The organism is Pseudomonas sp. FA-1, from assembly GCF_056856075.1.
Map to the genome: position 1 here is coordinate 104,395 of NZ_JBWXTH010000011.1, position 14,964 is coordinate 119,358.

Here is a 14,964-nt window from a genome sequence, read left to right on the forward strand (position 1 = left end):
GGCTTGTCCCGCGATGAGGCCGGGGCAGGAAAACTTAGACTGTCTTGGCGATCCGGCTTGCCAGCAGCGACCAGCCCAGCAACAGGGCGCAGACGATCGCCAGCGGCCACGAGCGCCATTGCAGGTAGGGGGTCAGCTGTTGCATCGGCACCACTTCCCCATAGAGGACCGCCTGCTGGAATTGCGGAATCTGCGCGGTGATCCTGCCGAACGGGTCGATCAGCGCAGTCACGCCGTTGTTGGTGGCGCGGATCATCCAGCGGCCTGCTTCCAGGGCACGCATCTGGGCCATCTGCAGGTGTTGCAGAGGGCCGATCGAGGTGCCGAACCAGGTATCGTTGCTGATGGTCAGCAACAGGTCGCTACGCGCTGCCAGGCCTGCGGCGAACTCGGGGTACACCACCTCGTAGCAGATGAACGGCGCAACCTGGTAGCCCTTGGCCTGCAACAGCGGCTGGTCCGACGGGCCGCGGGCGAAGTCCGACATGGGTAGGTTGAAGAATTCGATCAGCCCACGGAGCATGTCCTGCAGCGGTACGTACTCGCCGAACGGCACCAGCTTCTGCTTGAGGTAGGTGCCGTCGCCTTCGCCGGTTACGGTGATGCCGTTGTAATAGCGGCGCTGATGATGCACCACTTCACGCACCGGTACGCCGGTGATCAGCGCCGAATGGCGGTCGGCGGCAAAACGCCCCATCACATCGATGTAGCCCTGGGCCTGGTCTTTGAGCACCGGCACGGCGGTTTCCGGCCACACCAGGAGGTCCACGGGCTTGGAGGTGAAACTCATGTCGCGGTACAGCGTCAGTTGTGCGTCGATGTGCGCCGGGTCCCATTTCAGGTCCTGCTCGACGTTACCCTGCAAGGCGGCGACCTTCAGTGGGTCGCCGGAGGGTATGGTCCAGGCGTGGTTTTTGAGGGCCAGGCCGACGCCCCAGGGCGCCACCAGCAGTACCACGCCCGCTGCCAGGAACGAGGGGCGTGCGCGCAAGCGGGGCAGGTTGCACAGCAGCGCCGCGCTCAATGCCAGAACAAAGGAAACCAGCCATACGCCCCCAAGTGGTGCCAGGCCTGCGAGTGGGCCGTCGAGCTGGCTGTAGCCGGCGTACAACCAGGGAAAACCGGTCAGGAACCAGCCGCGGAAGGCTTCTTGCAGCAGCCACAGGGCCGCGAAGCACAGGGCGTCGGCCAGCGGCGCCTCGTTGCGCCGCAGCCAGCGCGCCCACAGCCAGGTGGGCAGGGCGAAGAACCAGGCCAGGGCAGCGAAGAACGCCAGCAGCAGCCCCACCGCCAGCAGCGGCGAGGCGCCGCCGTAGGTGTTCATACTGACATAGATCCACCAGGTGCCGGCGCCGTACAGGCCGAAGCCGAACCACCAGCCACGCCACATGGCCTGGCGTGGGCTGAGCTCACGCAGGCCGAGGTAGAGCAGGGCGATGGACAGCAGCGCCAGCGGCCAGATGTCGAACGGCGCCAGGGCCAGGAGGGTCGATGCGCCAGCCGCCAGGGCCAGCAGGTTACCGGGCCAGCCGGGGCGGGTGATCCAACGCATGTTTGTCCTTAACGGGTGATCGGGGTCAGGCGCAGCAAGTGTATCCGCCGGCTGTCGGCGTTGAGAATACGGAACTTGTAGGTGCCGATCTCGGTGGTCTCGTTGCGCTTGGGCAGGTGGCCGAAAGCACTCATCACCAGGCCGCCGACGGTGTCGAATTCGTCGTCGGAGAACTCGCAGTCGAAGAACTCGTTGAAGTTCTCGATAGGTGTCAGGGCCTTGATCAGGAAGTCACCGCTGGGCAGCGGCTTGATGTAGCTGTCTTCCTCGACGTCGTGTTCGTCCTCGATGTCGCCGACGATCTGCTCCAGCACGTCCTCGATGGTCACCAGGCCGGCTACGCCGCCATATTCGTCGATGACCACGGCCATGTGGTTGTGGTTGGCGCGGAACTCGCGCAGCAGCACGTTCAAGCGCTTGGACTCCGGCACGAAGGTGGCGGGGCGCAGCAGGTCCTTGATGTTGAAGCTGTCACCGTTCTCCTTGAGGATCAACGGCAGCAGGTCCTTGGCCAGGAGGATCCCGAGCACATCATCATGGCTCTCGCCGATCACCGGGTAGCGCGAGTGCGCGGCGTCGATCACCGCCGGCAGGAATTCGCGTGGCGACTGGCTGGCCTTGATGCTGATCATCTGCGAGCGCGGCACCATGATGTCGCGCACCTGCAGGTCGGCGACCTGGATGGCGCCTTCGACGATGGTCAGCGCTTCGCTGTCGAGCAGCTTGTTCTGATGGGCTTCGCGCAGCAGCTCGAGGAGCTCCTGGCGGTTTTTCGGCTCATGGGCAAAAGCCTGGGTCAGTTTACCCAGCCAGGACTTCTGCCCATTGCTCGATCGGTCTTCGCTCATGGCGGTTACTCGTGATCCTTTGTCGCGGGAGGAGTGATTTCGTCATCGGCGTACGGGTCGGGATGACCCAGTTCCGCCAGCAAGGTTCGTTCCAGGGCTTCCATTTCCTCGGCTTCGTCATCTTCGATGTGATCGTAGCCGAGCAGGTGCAGGCAGCCATGGATGACCAGGTGCGCCCAGTGCGCCTCGAGGGCCTTGCCCTGTTCGGCGGCTTCGCGCTCGACCACCGGCACGCAGATGACCAGGTCACCCAGCAGCGGGATGTCGAGCAGCTCGTCGGGGACATCGGCCGGGAACGACAGCACGTTGGTCGCGTAGTCCTTGTGCCGGTAGGTGTTGTTGAGCTCGCGGCCTTCGGCCTCATCGACCAGGCGAATGGTCATTTCCGAGTCGGCACTGCGCTGGCGCAGGGCCAGCTCGCACCAGCGGCGGAAGGCGGCGTCATCAGGGGCAGCGGCATCCGTGGCCCGTTGCAGGTCGAGTTCAAGCATCTTGGGCGGGTGCCTCGGGCTTGGCCTGGCGGGCGTCGAAGCGGTCGTAGGCTTCGACGATGCGTTGCACCAAGGGGTGGCGAACCACGTCCTTGGGCTGGAAGTGGGTGAAGCTGATGCCCGGCACGTCCTTGAGCACCTCGATCACATGGGCCAGGCCCGACTTGGTGCCACGTGGCAGGTCGACCTGGGTGATATCGCCGGTGATCACCGCAGTCGAGCCGAAGCCGATGCGGGTGAGGAACATCTTCATCTGCTCGAGAGTGGTGTTCTGGCTTTCGTCGAGGATGATGAAGCTGTTGTTCAGGGTGCGGCCACGCATGTAGGCCAGCGGAGCGATTTCGATCACTTGGCGTTCGATCAGCTTGGCCACATGTTCGAAGCCGAGCATCTCGTAGAGGGCGTCGTACAGCGGACGCAGGTACGGGTCGATCTTCTGCGCCAGGTCGCCAGGCAGGAAGCCGAGCTTCTCGCCCGCCTCGACGGCCGGGCGCACCAGCAGGATGCGGCGCACTTGTTCGCGCTCCAGGGCATCCACGGCGCAGGCCACGGCCAGGTACGTCTTGCCGGTACCGGCGGGGCCGATGCCGAAGTTGATGTCGTTGGCCAGGATTTCCTTCACGTAGCGCTGCTGGTTGACACCGCGCGGGCGGATGTTGCCCTTGCGCGTACGCAGCGAGACGCTGACTTCATTGACGGCCGGGTTGTCGAGGGTCTCGACGGTCGACTCCTGCAGGTACAGGTGGACGGTTTCCGGTGACAGCTCGGAGGCCTTGGCTTCGCGATAGAGGCGGCGCAGCAGCTGTTCGGCAGCCGAGGTGGTCTTGGGCTCGCCGATCAGTTCGAACTGATTGCCACGGTTGCGGATTTCGATGGCCAGGCGCTGTTCGATCAGGCGCAGGTGCTCGTCGAACTGGCCGCACAGGTTGGCGAAGCGGTGGGCCTCGAAGGGCTCGAGGATGAAGCGATGGGGTTGTATGGGTGCGTTCAAGGTCGTTTTTAGCCGCTCGACGGCAATGGATGTGAACTCAAGAATAACCCTTGAAGGGCGGTGGTGAAAGCACTGAAACGATCAAGGGACAGGTATCTGGTGGCGCATTCGCGGGTAAACCCGCTCCCACGAGGTTCACCGCCATTCGGTGGGAGCGGGTTCACCCGCGAAAAGGCCAGCCACCGATCATCATTGAACCAACGAGCCGACCAACGAATGCGGCTTGGCCTCTTCGATCCGTACATCCACCAACTGGCCGATCAGTGCAGGATTGTCGCAATGGAAGTTGACGATTCGATTATTCTCGGTGCGCCCCTGCAGCTTGCCCGGGTCGCGCTTGGAGAAGTCGGTGACCAGGATGCGCTGGATGCTGCCGACCATGCGTCGGCTGATCTCGAACCCCTGCTGGTCGATGCGGTGCTGCAGCCGTTGCAGGCGCTGCTTCTTCACGTCTTCGGGCGTGTCGTCCGCCAGCTCCGCCGCCGGGGTGCCTGGGCGGGCGCTGTAGACGAACGAGAAGGAGAAGTCGAAGCCGACCTCCGCCACCAGCTTCATGGTCTGCTCGAAGTCCTTTTCGGTCTCGCCGGGGAAGCCGACGATGAAGTCCGAACTGATGCAGATGTCCGGTACCGCGGCCTTGAGCTTGCGCAGCTTGGACTTGTATTCGAGGATCGTGTGGTTGCGCTTCATGGCCGCCAGCACCCGGTCGGAGCCGGCCTGCACCGGCAAGTGCAGGTGCTTGACCAACTGCGGGACCTCGGCATGGGCCTGGATCAGGCTGTCGGAGAACTCCAGCGGGTGCGAGGTGGTGTAGCGGATCCGCTCGATGCCGTCCACCGCGGCCACGACGCGGATCAGCTCGGCCAGGTCGGCCAGGCGCCCGTCGTGGGTCAGGCCGCGGTAGCCGTTGACGTTCTGGCCGAGCAAGGTGATCTCGCGCACGCCGTTCTCGGCCAGGTGGATCACCTCGGCCAGCACGTCGTCGAACGGCCGGCTGACTTCGGTGCCGCGGGTGTAGGGCACCACGCAGAAAGTGCAGTACTTGCTGCAGCCTTCCATGACCGAGACGAACGCGGTCGGCCCGTCGATGCGGGGCTCGGGGAGGTGATCGAACTTCTCGATTTCCGGGAACGACACGTCGACCTGCGGCAGGCGGGTGCTGCGGGCGGCGTCGATCATCTCGGGCAGGCGGTGCAGGGTCTGCGGGCCGAACACCACGTCGACATAAGGCGCCCGCTTGCGCAGCGCCTCGCCTTCCTGGCTGGCGACGCAGCCGCCGACGGCGATGACCATGTCCGGGTTGCGGTCCTTCAGGGCGCGCCAGCGGCCGAGCTTGGAGTACACCTGGTCCTGGGCCTTTTCGCGGATCGAGCAGGTGTTGAGCAGGATGACATCGGCATCATCGGGGTGCTCGGTCACTTCCAGGGCCTGGTATTCGCCCAGCAGGTCGACCATGCGCGAGCTGTCGTACTCGTTCATCTGGCAACCGTGGGTTTCAATGTAGAGCTTCTTGGCCATGGCGAATCATCTGCTGCGGGTGCTGAAAGGGCCGCACATTATAGAGACCGGGGCGGGTGCTTAACAGGCCAGGCGGTCTGCTATGATGCCGGCCTTTTCCTATCTTTGTGTCGTTTCTTTCGATCATGAGCAAACGCGAACCCGCTATCTACAAAGTGATCTTCCTGAACCAGGGCCAGGTTTTCGAGATGTACGCCAAGCAGATCTACCAGAGCGACCTGTGGGGGTTCCTGGAGATCGAGGAATTCGTCTTCGGCGAGCGCTCCCAGGTGGTGGTCGACCCCAGCGAAGAAAAGCTCAAGGCGCAGTTCGAAGGCGTGGTACGCAGCTTCGTGCCGATGCATTCGATCGTGCGTATCGACGAGGTGGAGCGCCTGGGTACCGCGAAGATCAGCGAGGCCAAGGGGGGCGGCAACGTGATGCCGTTCCCGATGCCGATGCCGGAGAAATAGGCGGCCTGTTAGGGCAGGGGAGAGAACGGCGTACGCCCTTCGGCGTTCTGCAATTCCAACAGGTATTTGCGGAAGATCTGGCCAAGCACCTGGGTGGCATGCTCGAGTTCGTCGCGGGGCATCTGCTCGGTGACTTCGTCGGCCATGTCCAGGGCGTCTTCATCGCCATTGACCGCGGCCATCTTCAGCAGGATATAGGCCTGCACATTGTTGGCCGGGACCCCTTCGCCATGGAAGAACATGGCACCCAGGCGGTATTGGGCCTGGGCTTGGCCTTGCAGCGAGGCCTTCTCGAACCAGTTGACGGCTTTTTTCAGGTCCTTGGGGGCCTGGTTGCCACTGTAGTAGAACTCGCCCAGTTCGTACTGTGCCTGGGCATCCCCCGATTCTGCCGTCCGCTCGCACGCCTTCAGGGCATTCTCCAGGTCCTCTGGCTGGGTATTGAGGGTGCAGCGTCCCGTCGCTGGAATGAGCAACGAGTTGCCGCCCTCCGCCAGGGCCAGCAGGGGCTGAAGAAGCAGCAGGCAGCCCAGGGTAAGGGCTCGGCCGGTGCGGTTCATGGGGATCGACTTACCTCTGCAAAGCTGCGGCCAATGTCTCTGGTGGCACATTATGGGATAAGCAGCGCCTACCTTACAAAGTTTTACTCGATTTTCTGTATAGGTGAAGCTGGGTCATCCAGAGGTTGGGGGTGTGACAGGCGTCACAAAGCCGGCGTGAACCGGCCCCTTCGCGGGTGAACCCGCTCCCACAGCGTTGATGATGGGCTTGTGGGAGCGTGGTTGCCCGCGAAGGGGGCCGTGCAGACAACCCTTATTTCAGGGCTGCGAAGGCGCGCTCGGCTGCATCCAGGGTGATCTTCAGCTCGGCATCGCCATGGGCGATGGAGGTGAAGCCGGCCTCGAACGCGCTCGGCGCCAGGTACACGCCGCCCTCGAGCATCAGATGGAAGAAGCGCTTGAAGCGTTCGACATCGCTGGCCATCACGTCGTCGAAGGTGACGATGTCGTCGGCGCCGCTGAAATACAGGCCGAACATGGCGCCCGCCTGGGTGGTGACGAACGGAACGCCAGCGGCATCGGCGCGCTGCTGCAGGCCGTCGAGCATGCGGCTGGTGTAGGCGGTCACTTCATCGTGGAAGCCCGGGCGGCTGATCAGCTTGAGCGTGGTCAGGCCCGCGGCCATGGCCAGCGGGTTACCCGACAGGGTACCGGCCTGGTAGACCGGGCCAAGCGGGGCGATGCACTCCATGATCTCGCGCTTGCCGCCGAAGCAGCCGACCGGCATGCCGCCACCGACGATCTTGCCGAAGGTCGACAGGTCCGGCTTGATGCCGTAATGGCCCTGGGCGCCACCGAGGGACACGCGGAAACCGGTCATCACTTCATCGAAGATCAGCACCACGCCGTGCTTGTCGCATTGTTCGCGCAGGCCCTCGAGGAAGCCTGGCGCCGGCGGTACGCAGTTCATGTTGCCGGCCACCGGCTCGACGATGATGCAGGCTACCGTCTGGCCGACCTCCGACAGGGTTTTCTCCACCGCCGCGATGTCGTTGAACGGCAGGGTCAGGGTGTGCTTGGCGAAGTCCGCCGGCACGCCGGCGGAGCTCGGCACGCCCTGGGTCAGCAGGCCGGAACCGGCCTTGACCAGCAGGCTGTCGGAGTGGCCGTGGTAGCAGCCTTCGAACTTGATGATCGCATCGCGGCCGGTATAGCCACGGGCCAGGCGGATGGCGCTCATGGTCGCCTCGGTACCGGAGCTGACCATGCGCACCATTTCCATGGACGGCACGATCGAGCAGACCAGGTCGGCCATCTCGGTTTCCATGGCGGTCGGGGCGCCGTAGGACAGCCCGTGCTCCAGCTGCTTGCGCACCGACGCAAGGACGTCCGGGTGGCTATGGCCGAGGATCATCGGGCCCCAGGAGCCGACGTAGTCGACGTAGCGTTTGTCGTCTTCATCGATGACATAGGCGCCTTCGGCATGCTTGAAGAACAGCGGGGTGCCGCCGACGCTGCGGAAGGCACGCACGGGCGAGTTCACGCCGCCGGGGATGTGCTTCTGGGCTTGGGCGAACAGGGATTCGGAACGGGACATGGGATTTCTCTCGAATCAGGAAGCGAACAAGGCGTTGAAGGCGCGGGCGCGGCGGGTGACTTCCTGCGCGCTGTCGGCACCGAACAGGCCATGGATCACCGCCAGCAGGTCGGCGCCTTGGGCGACCAGCGGGGCGGCGTTGTCGAGGGTGATGCCGCCGATCACGGCGATCGGCAGTTGCACGCGGGCGCGGGCTTGGCCCAGCAGGGCGAGGTCGGCGGCCGGTGCACCGGGTTTGGTCACGGAGTTGAAGAATCGGCCGAAGGCCACGTAGCTGGCGCCTTCGGCGGCGGCCTGCTCGGCCAGTTCGAGCTGGGCGTGGCAGGTGGAGCCGATGATGGCGTCACGGCCGAGCAGGGCGCGGGCCGGGGTCAGGGGGCCATCGGTCTGGCCCAGGTGTACGCCGACGCCCAGACGTGCGGCCAGCTCGGCGTCGTCATTGATGACCAACTGGGTACCGTAGCGCTCGCAGAGCTTCGCCAACGCTTCGGCTTCGCGCAGGCGGCGGGCTGCGTCATCGCTCTTGTCGCGGTACTGCAGCAGGCACACGCCGCCGTCTAAGGCCGCCTCGACATGGGACAGGAAGCGACCGGCGAGCAGCTGGCTGTCGGTGATCGCGTACAGACCGCGTAACTTCATCGCAAGACCTCGTGGATCAGGAGCAGAAATCCAAGGGCAGCCGGCGTGGGACGAACTGCCCCTTGCCCAGCTGCTCGGCATCGCGCAGGGTGCGCCAGGTGTAGTCCAGCGCGCTGCGCACGGCACTTTCCAGCTGTTCGCCAAGGGCCAGGCGACCGGCCAGGGCGCTGGCCAGCGTGCAGCCCGAGCCATGGTAGCTGCCTGGCAGGCGCTCGCAGGTCCAGGTGTGCTGCTGGCCGTCGCGGCTATAGAGCCGGTTGTGGATTTGCGCTTCGTCGCCGTGACCACCGGTAATCAGCAGATGTCTACAGAACGGCAAAAGTTTCTCGGCGCATTCGTCCGCGGTGCCTTCGGGCAGCTCGGCGAGGATGCGGGCTTCAGGCAGGTTCGGCGTGGCGATCAGGGCCAGCGGCAGCAGGCGCTCACGCAGCGCGTAGCCGACTTCGTCCTTGCCCAGTCGACCACCGCCGCCGGCCCGCAGGACCGGGTCGCAGACCAGCGGCAGGTGCGGGTGGGCGGCGAGCAGTTCGGCAACGGTATCGACCATTTCGATCGAGCCGAGCATACCGAGCTTGACCGCTGCCACCGTGGAGTCGGCCAGCACGGCATTGGCCTGGGCCAGGACCCACTCGCGGTCGAGCACACGGAAGTCGGAGACGTTGACGGTATCCTGCACGGTCAGGGCGGTCACGGCAGGTGCGGCGTGACAGCCCTGGGCGATCAGGGCTTCGATATCTGCCTGCAGGCCGGCACCGCCACTGGGGTCGTGGCCGGAGAGACAGAGGACAACGGGGCGGGAGCTGTAGGTATTCATGGTCGGCGAGCTTACCACCAAACCTGTTGGGGCGAAGCGCCCTGCGCGGGGCTTTTGTTGATCAAATGGTCAGAAAATATCGTGGTTATTGTCTGAAAGTATTGAGATAGAGCCTTTTCTTCATATCGTGAAGTGGCTGGTGGAGTGCGCGGAAGGCTATGCTAGAGTGCTCGGATAACTCGATAAACGGGCGCTGCCGGAAACCGTCGTCTCAAAGGGAAGGGAGGCCACCACGACGCGACCGGACACGCCATGCTGGGGCTGTATGCGCTATTTGCTGATAATGCTGCTGGGCTGCGTGCCCCTGTTCGCCGGAGCGGTCGATTTCGACAATTCCACCCGCCATCTTCCCTTGGGCAAGGCCATGCAGGTTTTCGAGGACCGTGATGGCAGCGCCAGCATCGTCCAGGTCAGCTCGCCGGCCTTCGCCCACCGTTTCCGCCAGCATCATGAGGCGGTGCTCAATGCCGGTTATTCCACCTCCGTGTTCTGGCTGAAGATCGATCTGCGCAACACCAGCCCTGAGTCCGCCACGCCCCGCCAATGGCTGCTGGAATTGGCGTACCCTCCGCTGGACCACCTGGACCTCTACCTGCCCGATGACCAGGGCGGCTATCGTCTGGTGCGGCGAACCGGCGATGCCTGGCCCTATGCCAGCCGGCAGATCCGGCAGAACAACTACCTATTCGAACTCCCGCTGCGACCAGGCCAGGCGATCACGGCCTACCTGCGTCTGCAGAGCCAGGGCTCGGTGCAGGCACCGGTCGCGTTGTGGTCACTCGAGGCCTACCTGGAAGACCAGCCTACGCGCCTTTATGTGTTGGGCATGATCTACGGCGTGCTGCTGGTGATGCTGGTGTACAACCTGTTCATCTACCTGGGCGTGCGTGACGTCAGCTACCTGTACTACATCTGCTATATCGCCTCGTTCGGGCTGTACCAGGTGTCGGTCAATGGCGCGGGTGTGGCCTATTTCTGGCCGGACAGCCCCTGGTGGGCCAATGCTGCCACCCCCTTGTTCATCGGGGCCGCAGGGTTGTTCGGTTGCCAGTTCGCGCGGCATTTCCTGCAGCTTGGGCGGCTCAGCCGTGGCCTGGACTGGCTGCTGCTGGCGCTGATGGCAGGTGGTGCATTGGTCATGGCGCTGGCGGTGACCACCCCTTATGGCATTGCCCTGCGCATGGCCACGTTGCTGGCACTGCTGTTCACCGTGAGCATCTTTGCCGCCGGGCTGTACGCCTGGTGGCGAGGGGTGCGGGTCGCGCGCTGGTTCATCATCGCCTGGACGGCCTTTCTTGTGGGTGGGTTGGTCAACACCCTGATGGTGCTGGGCTACCTGCCGAACATGTTCCTGACCATGTATGCCAGCCAACTGGGTTCGGCGCTGGAGGTGGCGCTGCTGTCGCTGGCCCTGGCCGATCGCATCAACAGCCTGCGTGAACAGCAGGCCCAGGCCTTGCGCGAAACGGGGCGTGCCCTGGAGCAGCTGAACCAGCAGCTGGCCCGCAGCAATCAGCTGAAGGATGAATTCCTCGCCACCGTAACCCACGAGCTGCGCACACCGATGAACGGTGTGATCGGCTCGTTGGAACTGATGCACACCCTGCCCATGGGCGCCGAGCATGCCCAGTACCACCGCACGGCCACCGGGTCCGCGCAGGACATGATGGCCATGGTCGACGATATCCTCGTGCTCACCGAGTTGCAGGCCGGCCGCCTGCGCGCCCAGGCTGCACCGTTCAGCCTGCGCCGGCAGCTTCAGGAGTTGCGTGCCGGTTTTGCCGGGCGAGCATTGGGCAAGGGGCTGTACCTGAGCCTGGACATCCCGGCCGACCTGCCCGACGACCTGGTAGGGGATGCGGCCAAGCTGCAGCGTTGCCTTGCCTGCCTGGTGGACAACGGCCTGAAGTTCACCCACCAGGGCGGCGTGATGATCCAGGTGCGAGGCCGTTGGCTGGCACCGGACAGCCTGGCGTTGAGCTTCATGGTGATTGACAGCGGCATCGGCTTCGATGACCTGGACCAAGCCATCCTCTACCAGCGCTTCTTCCAGGTCGATGGTTCCATGACCCGTCGTTATGGTGGCCTGGGCATCGGTTTGTCGATCTGTCGACAACTGGGCGAGCTGATCGGCGCTCGCCTGGTGCATGAGTCGAGCCGGGGCCTGGGTAGCCGCTTCGAACTGACGCTGAACCTGGCCGTGGCCCAGGCGCAAAGGCCTTCCAACCAGGCGGCAGGCGGTTAGGGTGTCCCTCCGGGCGTCGAGTCAGGCGTTTTTGCCACTTTGACTCGCGGGGAAGGAGTGCTTCACTGGGGCTTTCAGGCATGACCGGATCCAGGGAGCCCCCGATGAACCTGCACCAGTTCGCTGAAACCCACGAAGTCACCAACCAGCCGCCGTCGCTCGATGGCGCCAACCTGTACCGCCTCGATCTGCCGCTGCAGGAATGGTCCCGGTACTTTGGGGCCGGCTGGGCCGAGTCGCGGATCGATGCCTATGGTGCCCTGGCCGGTGGTCCCCTGATGGCGGCGGGGTTCCTGGCCAACGCCCACAAGCCCGAATTCAGCAGCCATGACCGTTATGGCCATCGCATCGATCTGGTGGAATTCCATCCGGCGTATCACGAGCTGATGCGTACGGCAGTCGAACATGGCCTGCCATCCTTGCCCTGGGCCGAGCCCCGCCCGGGCGCCCACGTGGCACGGGCGTCGATGACCTACCTGCACAGCCAGGCGGAGGCCGGCACCGGCTGCCCGTTGACCATGACCTTCGCCGCGGTGCCAGCCCTGCGTCTGCAACCGGAGTTGGCCGAGTACTGGTTGCCCAAGGTGCTTGCACGTGAATACGACCCGCGCAACATTGGTGACCGGCACAAGGCTGGCGTGACCCTCGGCATGGCCATGACCGAGAAGCAGGGGGGCACCGATGTGCGCGCCAATACCACCCGGGCTTACCCGGTCGGTACCCCAGGGCCTGGCCAGGCCTACGAGCTGGTCGGTCACAAGTGGTTCTGCTCGGCGCCGATGTGCGACGCGTTTCTCACCCTGGCCCAGACCGACAAGGGGTTGAGTTGTTTCCTGCTGCCGCGCCACCGCCCGGACGACAGCCGCAACCAGTTCTATATCCAGCGGCTGAAGAACAAACTTGGCAACTGCTCGAACGCGTCCAGCGAAGTGGAGTTCCGTGGCGCCCTGGCGTGGATGGTCGGTGAGGAGGGGCGAGGCGTGCCGACCATCATCGAGATGGTGGCCATGACCCGTTTCGATTGCATGGTCGGCTCCAGCGCCCTGATGCGCCAGGCCCTGACCCAGGCGGCGCATCACTGTGCCCATCGCAAGGTCGGCGGCCGGGTGCTGAACGAACAGCCCTTGATGCAGAACGTGCTGGCCGACCTGGCCCTGGAAAGCGAGGCGGCGTTGGCCCTGAGCCTGCGCATGGGCCAGGCCCTGGACCAACTGGACGATCCGCAGCAGGCGCATTTCGCCCGCCTGGTCACCGCCGTGGGCAAATACTGGATCTGCAAGCGTGCGCCGGCCATGATCAACGAGGCTGCCGAGTGCATGGGCGGCGCGGGTTATGTGGAGGACAGCATCCTGCCGCGGCTGTACCGCGAGGCGCCGGTGAACTCCACCTGGGAAGGGTCGGGTAACGTGCAATGCCTGGATGTGCTGCGTGCGCTGTCCAAGGAGCCAGGCGTAATCGATGCGCTGTTCGCCGAGCTCGGCGATGGCCACGGCGACCCGCGCCTGGCGGCGCATATCGGCAACCTCAAGGGGGCGTTCAGCGACACCAGCGACATCCAGTACCGCGCCCGGCAGTTGACCGAGGACATCGCCGTGGCGCTGCAGGCCAAGCTGTTGCTGGAGGCTGGGAATGCGACGGTCAGCGATGCCTTCATCGACAGCCGCCTGGGGGCGGGAGGGCGCGTATATGGCGCCTTGCCCCGAGGCATTGACGTTACGGCACTGGTGGCCCGGGCGACGCCCGCCTGGCAAGGCTGAATGCGATAGGGCCGTAATAGGCGGCCGGGGGTGTAATTGCCATGGAAGGCAGGCAAGATAAACGCCATGCATGCCAGAAGACAGGAAGCCCAGCGTGAGCCAAGCGTTTGTAGTCGTTGATACCCCCGAACAGGCCGTCGATCGTCTGGCGGCCCTGCATGAGCAGGCCACCGGCGCCCTCAGCCAGGCCCTCAAGCGCTACCTCAAGGACCGCACCGAGCCGGATGACGACCAGCGCGCGCTGTTCCGCTACCCGGCCCTGCGCTTGACCTACTACAGCCATGGCGAAGTCGCCGCGACCACCCGGGCGTACGCCAAGGTGCAGGTGGCCGGCACCTACAGCGTCACCATCACCCAGCCAGCGGCATTTCGTGGTTACCTGCTCGAACAGTTGCGACCCCTGATGCATGACTACACCGTGACATTGGAGGTCGGCGTCAGCGAGCAGAACATCCCGTACCCCTATGTGGTCGACCAGGGCGACGAGCTGGCCGGCAGCGGTATCACCGCCGCAGAGCTGGCCCGTGTGTTCCCCAGTACCGACCTGTCGGCGGCCACCGACAACATTGCCGATGGCCTGTACGACTGGGGCAACGCCGAAACGCTGCCCCTGGCCCTGTTCGATGCCGCCCGAGTGGATTTCTCGCTGCGGCGCCTGGTGCACTACACCGGTAGCGACTGGCATCACGTACAGCCATGGATCCTGCTGACCAACTACCACCGCTATGTCGATCAGTTCATCGCCCACGGCCTGGAGCAGCTGCAGCAGGACCCGCGCTTCGTGCGCATGGTCCTGCCCGGCAACGTGATCATCGAAAAAGGCATGGACGAAGGCGTCGCCCAGGCCTTGGTGGCCGGCGTGGTCTGGCACCGCTACCAGATGCCGGCCTACCACCTGATCGCCGATGATGGCGACGGCATCACCCTGGTCAACATCGGTGTGGGCCCGTCCAACGCCAAGAACATCACCGACCACCTGGCCGTTCTACGACCGCACTGCTGGCTGATGATCGGCCACTGTGGCGGCCTGCGCCAGTCGCAGACCATCGGCGACTATGTGCTGGCCCATGCCTACATGCGTCGCGATGGCATCCTCGACCGGGTAGTGCCACCGAACATCCCGATCCCGGCCCTGGCCGAAGTGCAGCTGGCCCTGCAGGAGGCGGCGGCGCAGGTGACCGGCGAGCGTGGCGAGCAGCTCAAGAAGCGCCTGCGCACCGGCACCGTGTTGACCTACGACGACCGTAACTGGGAGCTGCGCTGGGCCCAGGAGCGTCCGCTGATCAACCTGTCGCGTGCCGTGGCGGTGGACATGGAAAGCGGCACCATCGCCGCCCAGGGCTATCGCCTGCGGGTACCGTACGGCACCTTGCTGTGTGTATCGGACAAACCGCTGCACAGCGAGATCAAGCTGCCGGGCTCGGCCAATGCGTTCTACAACCGCGCGGTCAGCCAGCACCTGAAGATCGGCATCGCCGCCCTCGACCTGCTGCGCACCGAGCTCAACTCGTTGCACTCGCGTAAACTACGCAGCTTCGATGAGCCGCCGTTCCGCTGAGG

At 64.6% G+C, this 14,964-nt stretch carries 13 protein-coding genes; 4 read left to right on the forward strand and 9 right to left on the reverse strand.

What is annotated here, in order from left to right; all coding sequences use genetic code 11:
- Nucleotides 1–34: 34 nt before the first annotated feature.
- The 5 genes from lnt to miaB form a co-directional block, all read right to left on the reverse strand.
- Nucleotides 35–1,552 (reverse strand): apolipoprotein N-acyltransferase, encoded by a 1,518-nt coding sequence (lnt, locus tag AC1MHZ_RS19470; protein WP_084855539.1) that lies wholly within the window; start codon nucleotides 1,550–1,552, stop codon nucleotides 35–37.
- An 8-nt stretch (nucleotides 1,553–1,560) separates the two neighbouring features.
- Nucleotides 1,561–2,400 (reverse strand): HlyC/CorC family transporter, encoded by an 840-nt coding sequence (locus AC1MHZ_RS19475; protein ID WP_084855538.1) that lies wholly within the window; start codon nucleotides 2,398–2,400, stop codon nucleotides 1,561–1,563.
- A gap of 5 nt (nucleotides 2,401–2,405) precedes the next feature.
- Complete coding sequence (ybeY, locus tag AC1MHZ_RS19480) at nucleotides 2,406–2,891, reverse strand: rRNA maturation RNase YbeY (protein WP_084855537.1); 486 nt, start codon at nucleotides 2,889–2,891, stop codon at nucleotides 2,406–2,408.
- A complete protein-coding gene (locus AC1MHZ_RS19485) occupies nucleotides 2,884–3,882 on the reverse strand; it encodes a PhoH family protein (protein WP_084855536.1) in 999 nt (332 codons plus the stop codon). The genes ybeY and AC1MHZ_RS19485 overlap by 8 nt, the downstream gene beginning before the upstream one ends.
- A 189-nt stretch (nucleotides 3,883–4,071) precedes the next feature.
- Nucleotides 4,072–5,400: a tRNA (N6-isopentenyl adenosine(37)-C2)-methylthiotransferase MiaB gene (gene miaB / locus AC1MHZ_RS19490; RefSeq protein ID WP_084855535.1), complete on the reverse strand. Its 1,329-nt coding sequence runs from the start codon at nucleotides 5,398–5,400 to the stop codon at nucleotides 4,072–4,074.
- A 125-nt stretch (nucleotides 5,401–5,525) separates the two neighbouring features.
- Here miaB and AC1MHZ_RS19495 point away from each other — a divergent pair, with 125 nt between their 5' ends.
- Nucleotides 5,526–5,852, forward strand: coding sequence for a DUF1820 family protein (locus AC1MHZ_RS19495; protein ID WP_084855572.1), 327 nt, complete (start codon nucleotides 5,526–5,528; stop codon nucleotides 5,850–5,852).
- Nucleotides 5,853–5,860: 8 nt separating this feature from the next.
- On the opposite strand, the gene AC1MHZ_RS19500 is transcribed toward AC1MHZ_RS19495, so the two are convergent.
- From AC1MHZ_RS19500 to AC1MHZ_RS19515, 4 genes are all read right to left on the reverse strand, one after another.
- Nucleotides 5,861–6,412, reverse strand: a complete 552-nt coding sequence (locus AC1MHZ_RS19500) for a tetratricopeptide repeat protein (protein WP_084855534.1) — start codon at nucleotides 6,410–6,412, stop codon at nucleotides 5,861–5,863.
- Between the two features lie 253 nt (nucleotides 6,413–6,665).
- Complete coding sequence (gene hemL, locus AC1MHZ_RS19505; protein WP_368830152.1) at nucleotides 6,666–7,949, reverse strand: glutamate-1-semialdehyde 2,1-aminomutase; 1,284 nt, start codon at nucleotides 7,947–7,949, stop codon at nucleotides 6,666–6,668.
- 15 nt (nucleotides 7,950–7,964) lie between these two features.
- Nucleotides 7,965–8,588, reverse strand: coding sequence for a thiamine phosphate synthase (gene thiE / locus AC1MHZ_RS19510; protein ID WP_324817534.1), 624 nt, complete (start codon nucleotides 8,586–8,588; stop codon nucleotides 7,965–7,967).
- A gap of 16 nt (nucleotides 8,589–8,604) precedes the next feature.
- On the reverse strand, nucleotides 8,605–9,402 hold the full coding sequence (locus AC1MHZ_RS19515) for a hydroxymethylpyrimidine/phosphomethylpyrimidine kinase (protein WP_084855531.1): 798 nt from the start codon (nucleotides 9,400–9,402) through the stop codon (nucleotides 8,605–8,607).
- 265 nt (nucleotides 9,403–9,667) lie between these two features.
- On the opposite strand from AC1MHZ_RS19515, the gene AC1MHZ_RS19520 reads away from it, so the two are divergent.
- The 3 genes from AC1MHZ_RS19520 to amn all read left to right on the forward strand — a co-directional run bounded on the left by AC1MHZ_RS19520 (nucleotide 9,668) and on the right by amn (nucleotide 14,962).
- A complete protein-coding gene (locus tag AC1MHZ_RS19520) occupies nucleotides 9,668–11,647 on the forward strand; it encodes a sensor histidine kinase (RefSeq protein WP_324817530.1) in 1,980 nt (659 codons plus the stop codon).
- Nucleotides 11,648–11,751: 104 nt separating this feature from the next.
- On the forward strand, nucleotides 11,752–13,404 hold the full coding sequence (locus AC1MHZ_RS19525; RefSeq protein ID WP_482966802.1) for an acyl-CoA dehydrogenase family protein: 1,653 nt from the start codon (nucleotides 11,752–11,754) through the stop codon (nucleotides 13,402–13,404).
- Nucleotides 13,405–13,474: 70 nt separating this feature from the next.
- The gene (gene amn, locus AC1MHZ_RS19530; protein WP_172402964.1) at nucleotides 13,475–14,962 is read left to right on the forward strand and encodes an AMP nucleosidase; all 1,488 of its coding nucleotides are present in this window, start codon (nucleotides 13,475–13,477) and stop codon (nucleotides 14,960–14,962) included.
- Nucleotides 14,963–14,964 lie beyond the last annotated feature (2 nt).

Excerpts from the sequence above, each read along its gene's own strand:
- amn (WP_172402964.1), top strand. The coding sequence starts at position 13,475 with ATGCCAGAAGACAGGAAGCCCAGCGTGAGCCAAGCGTTTGTAGTCGTT.
- AC1MHZ_RS19515 (WP_084855531.1), bottom strand. The coding sequence starts at position 9,402 with ATGAATACCTACAGCTCCCGCCCCGTTGTCCTCTGTCTCTCCGGCCAC.
- AC1MHZ_RS19500 (WP_084855534.1), bottom strand. The coding sequence starts at position 6,412 with ATGAACCGCACCGGCCGAGCCCTTACCCTGGGCTGCCTGCTGCTTCTT.
- hemL (WP_368830152.1), bottom strand. The coding sequence starts at position 7,949 with ATGTCCCGTTCCGAATCCCTGTTCGCCCAAGCCCAGAAGCACATCCCC.
- AC1MHZ_RS19525 (WP_482966802.1), top strand. The coding sequence starts at position 11,752 with ATGAACCTGCACCAGTTCGCTGAAACCCACGAAGTCACCAACCAGCCG.
- AC1MHZ_RS19495 (WP_084855572.1), top strand. The coding sequence starts at position 5,526 with ATGAGCAAACGCGAACCCGCTATCTACAAAGTGATCTTCCTGAACCAG.
- ybeY (WP_084855537.1), bottom strand. The coding sequence starts at position 2,891 with ATGCTTGAACTCGACCTGCAACGGGCCACGGATGCCGCTGCCCCTGAT.
- miaB (WP_084855535.1), bottom strand. The coding sequence starts at position 5,400 with ATGGCCAAGAAGCTCTACATTGAAACCCACGGTTGCCAGATGAACGAG.
- AC1MHZ_RS19475 (WP_084855538.1), bottom strand. The coding sequence starts at position 2,400 with ATGAGCGAAGACCGATCGAGCAATGGGCAGAAGTCCTGGCTGGGTAAA.
- lnt (WP_084855539.1), bottom strand. The coding sequence starts at position 1,552 with ATGCGTTGGATCACCCGCCCCGGCTGGCCCGGTAACCTGCTGGCCCTG.
- thiE (WP_324817534.1), bottom strand. The coding sequence starts at position 8,588 with ATGAAGTTACGCGGTCTGTACGCGATCACCGACAGCCAGCTGCTCGCC.
- AC1MHZ_RS19520 (WP_324817530.1), top strand. The coding sequence starts at position 9,668 with ATGCGCTATTTGCTGATAATGCTGCTGGGCTGCGTGCCCCTGTTCGCC.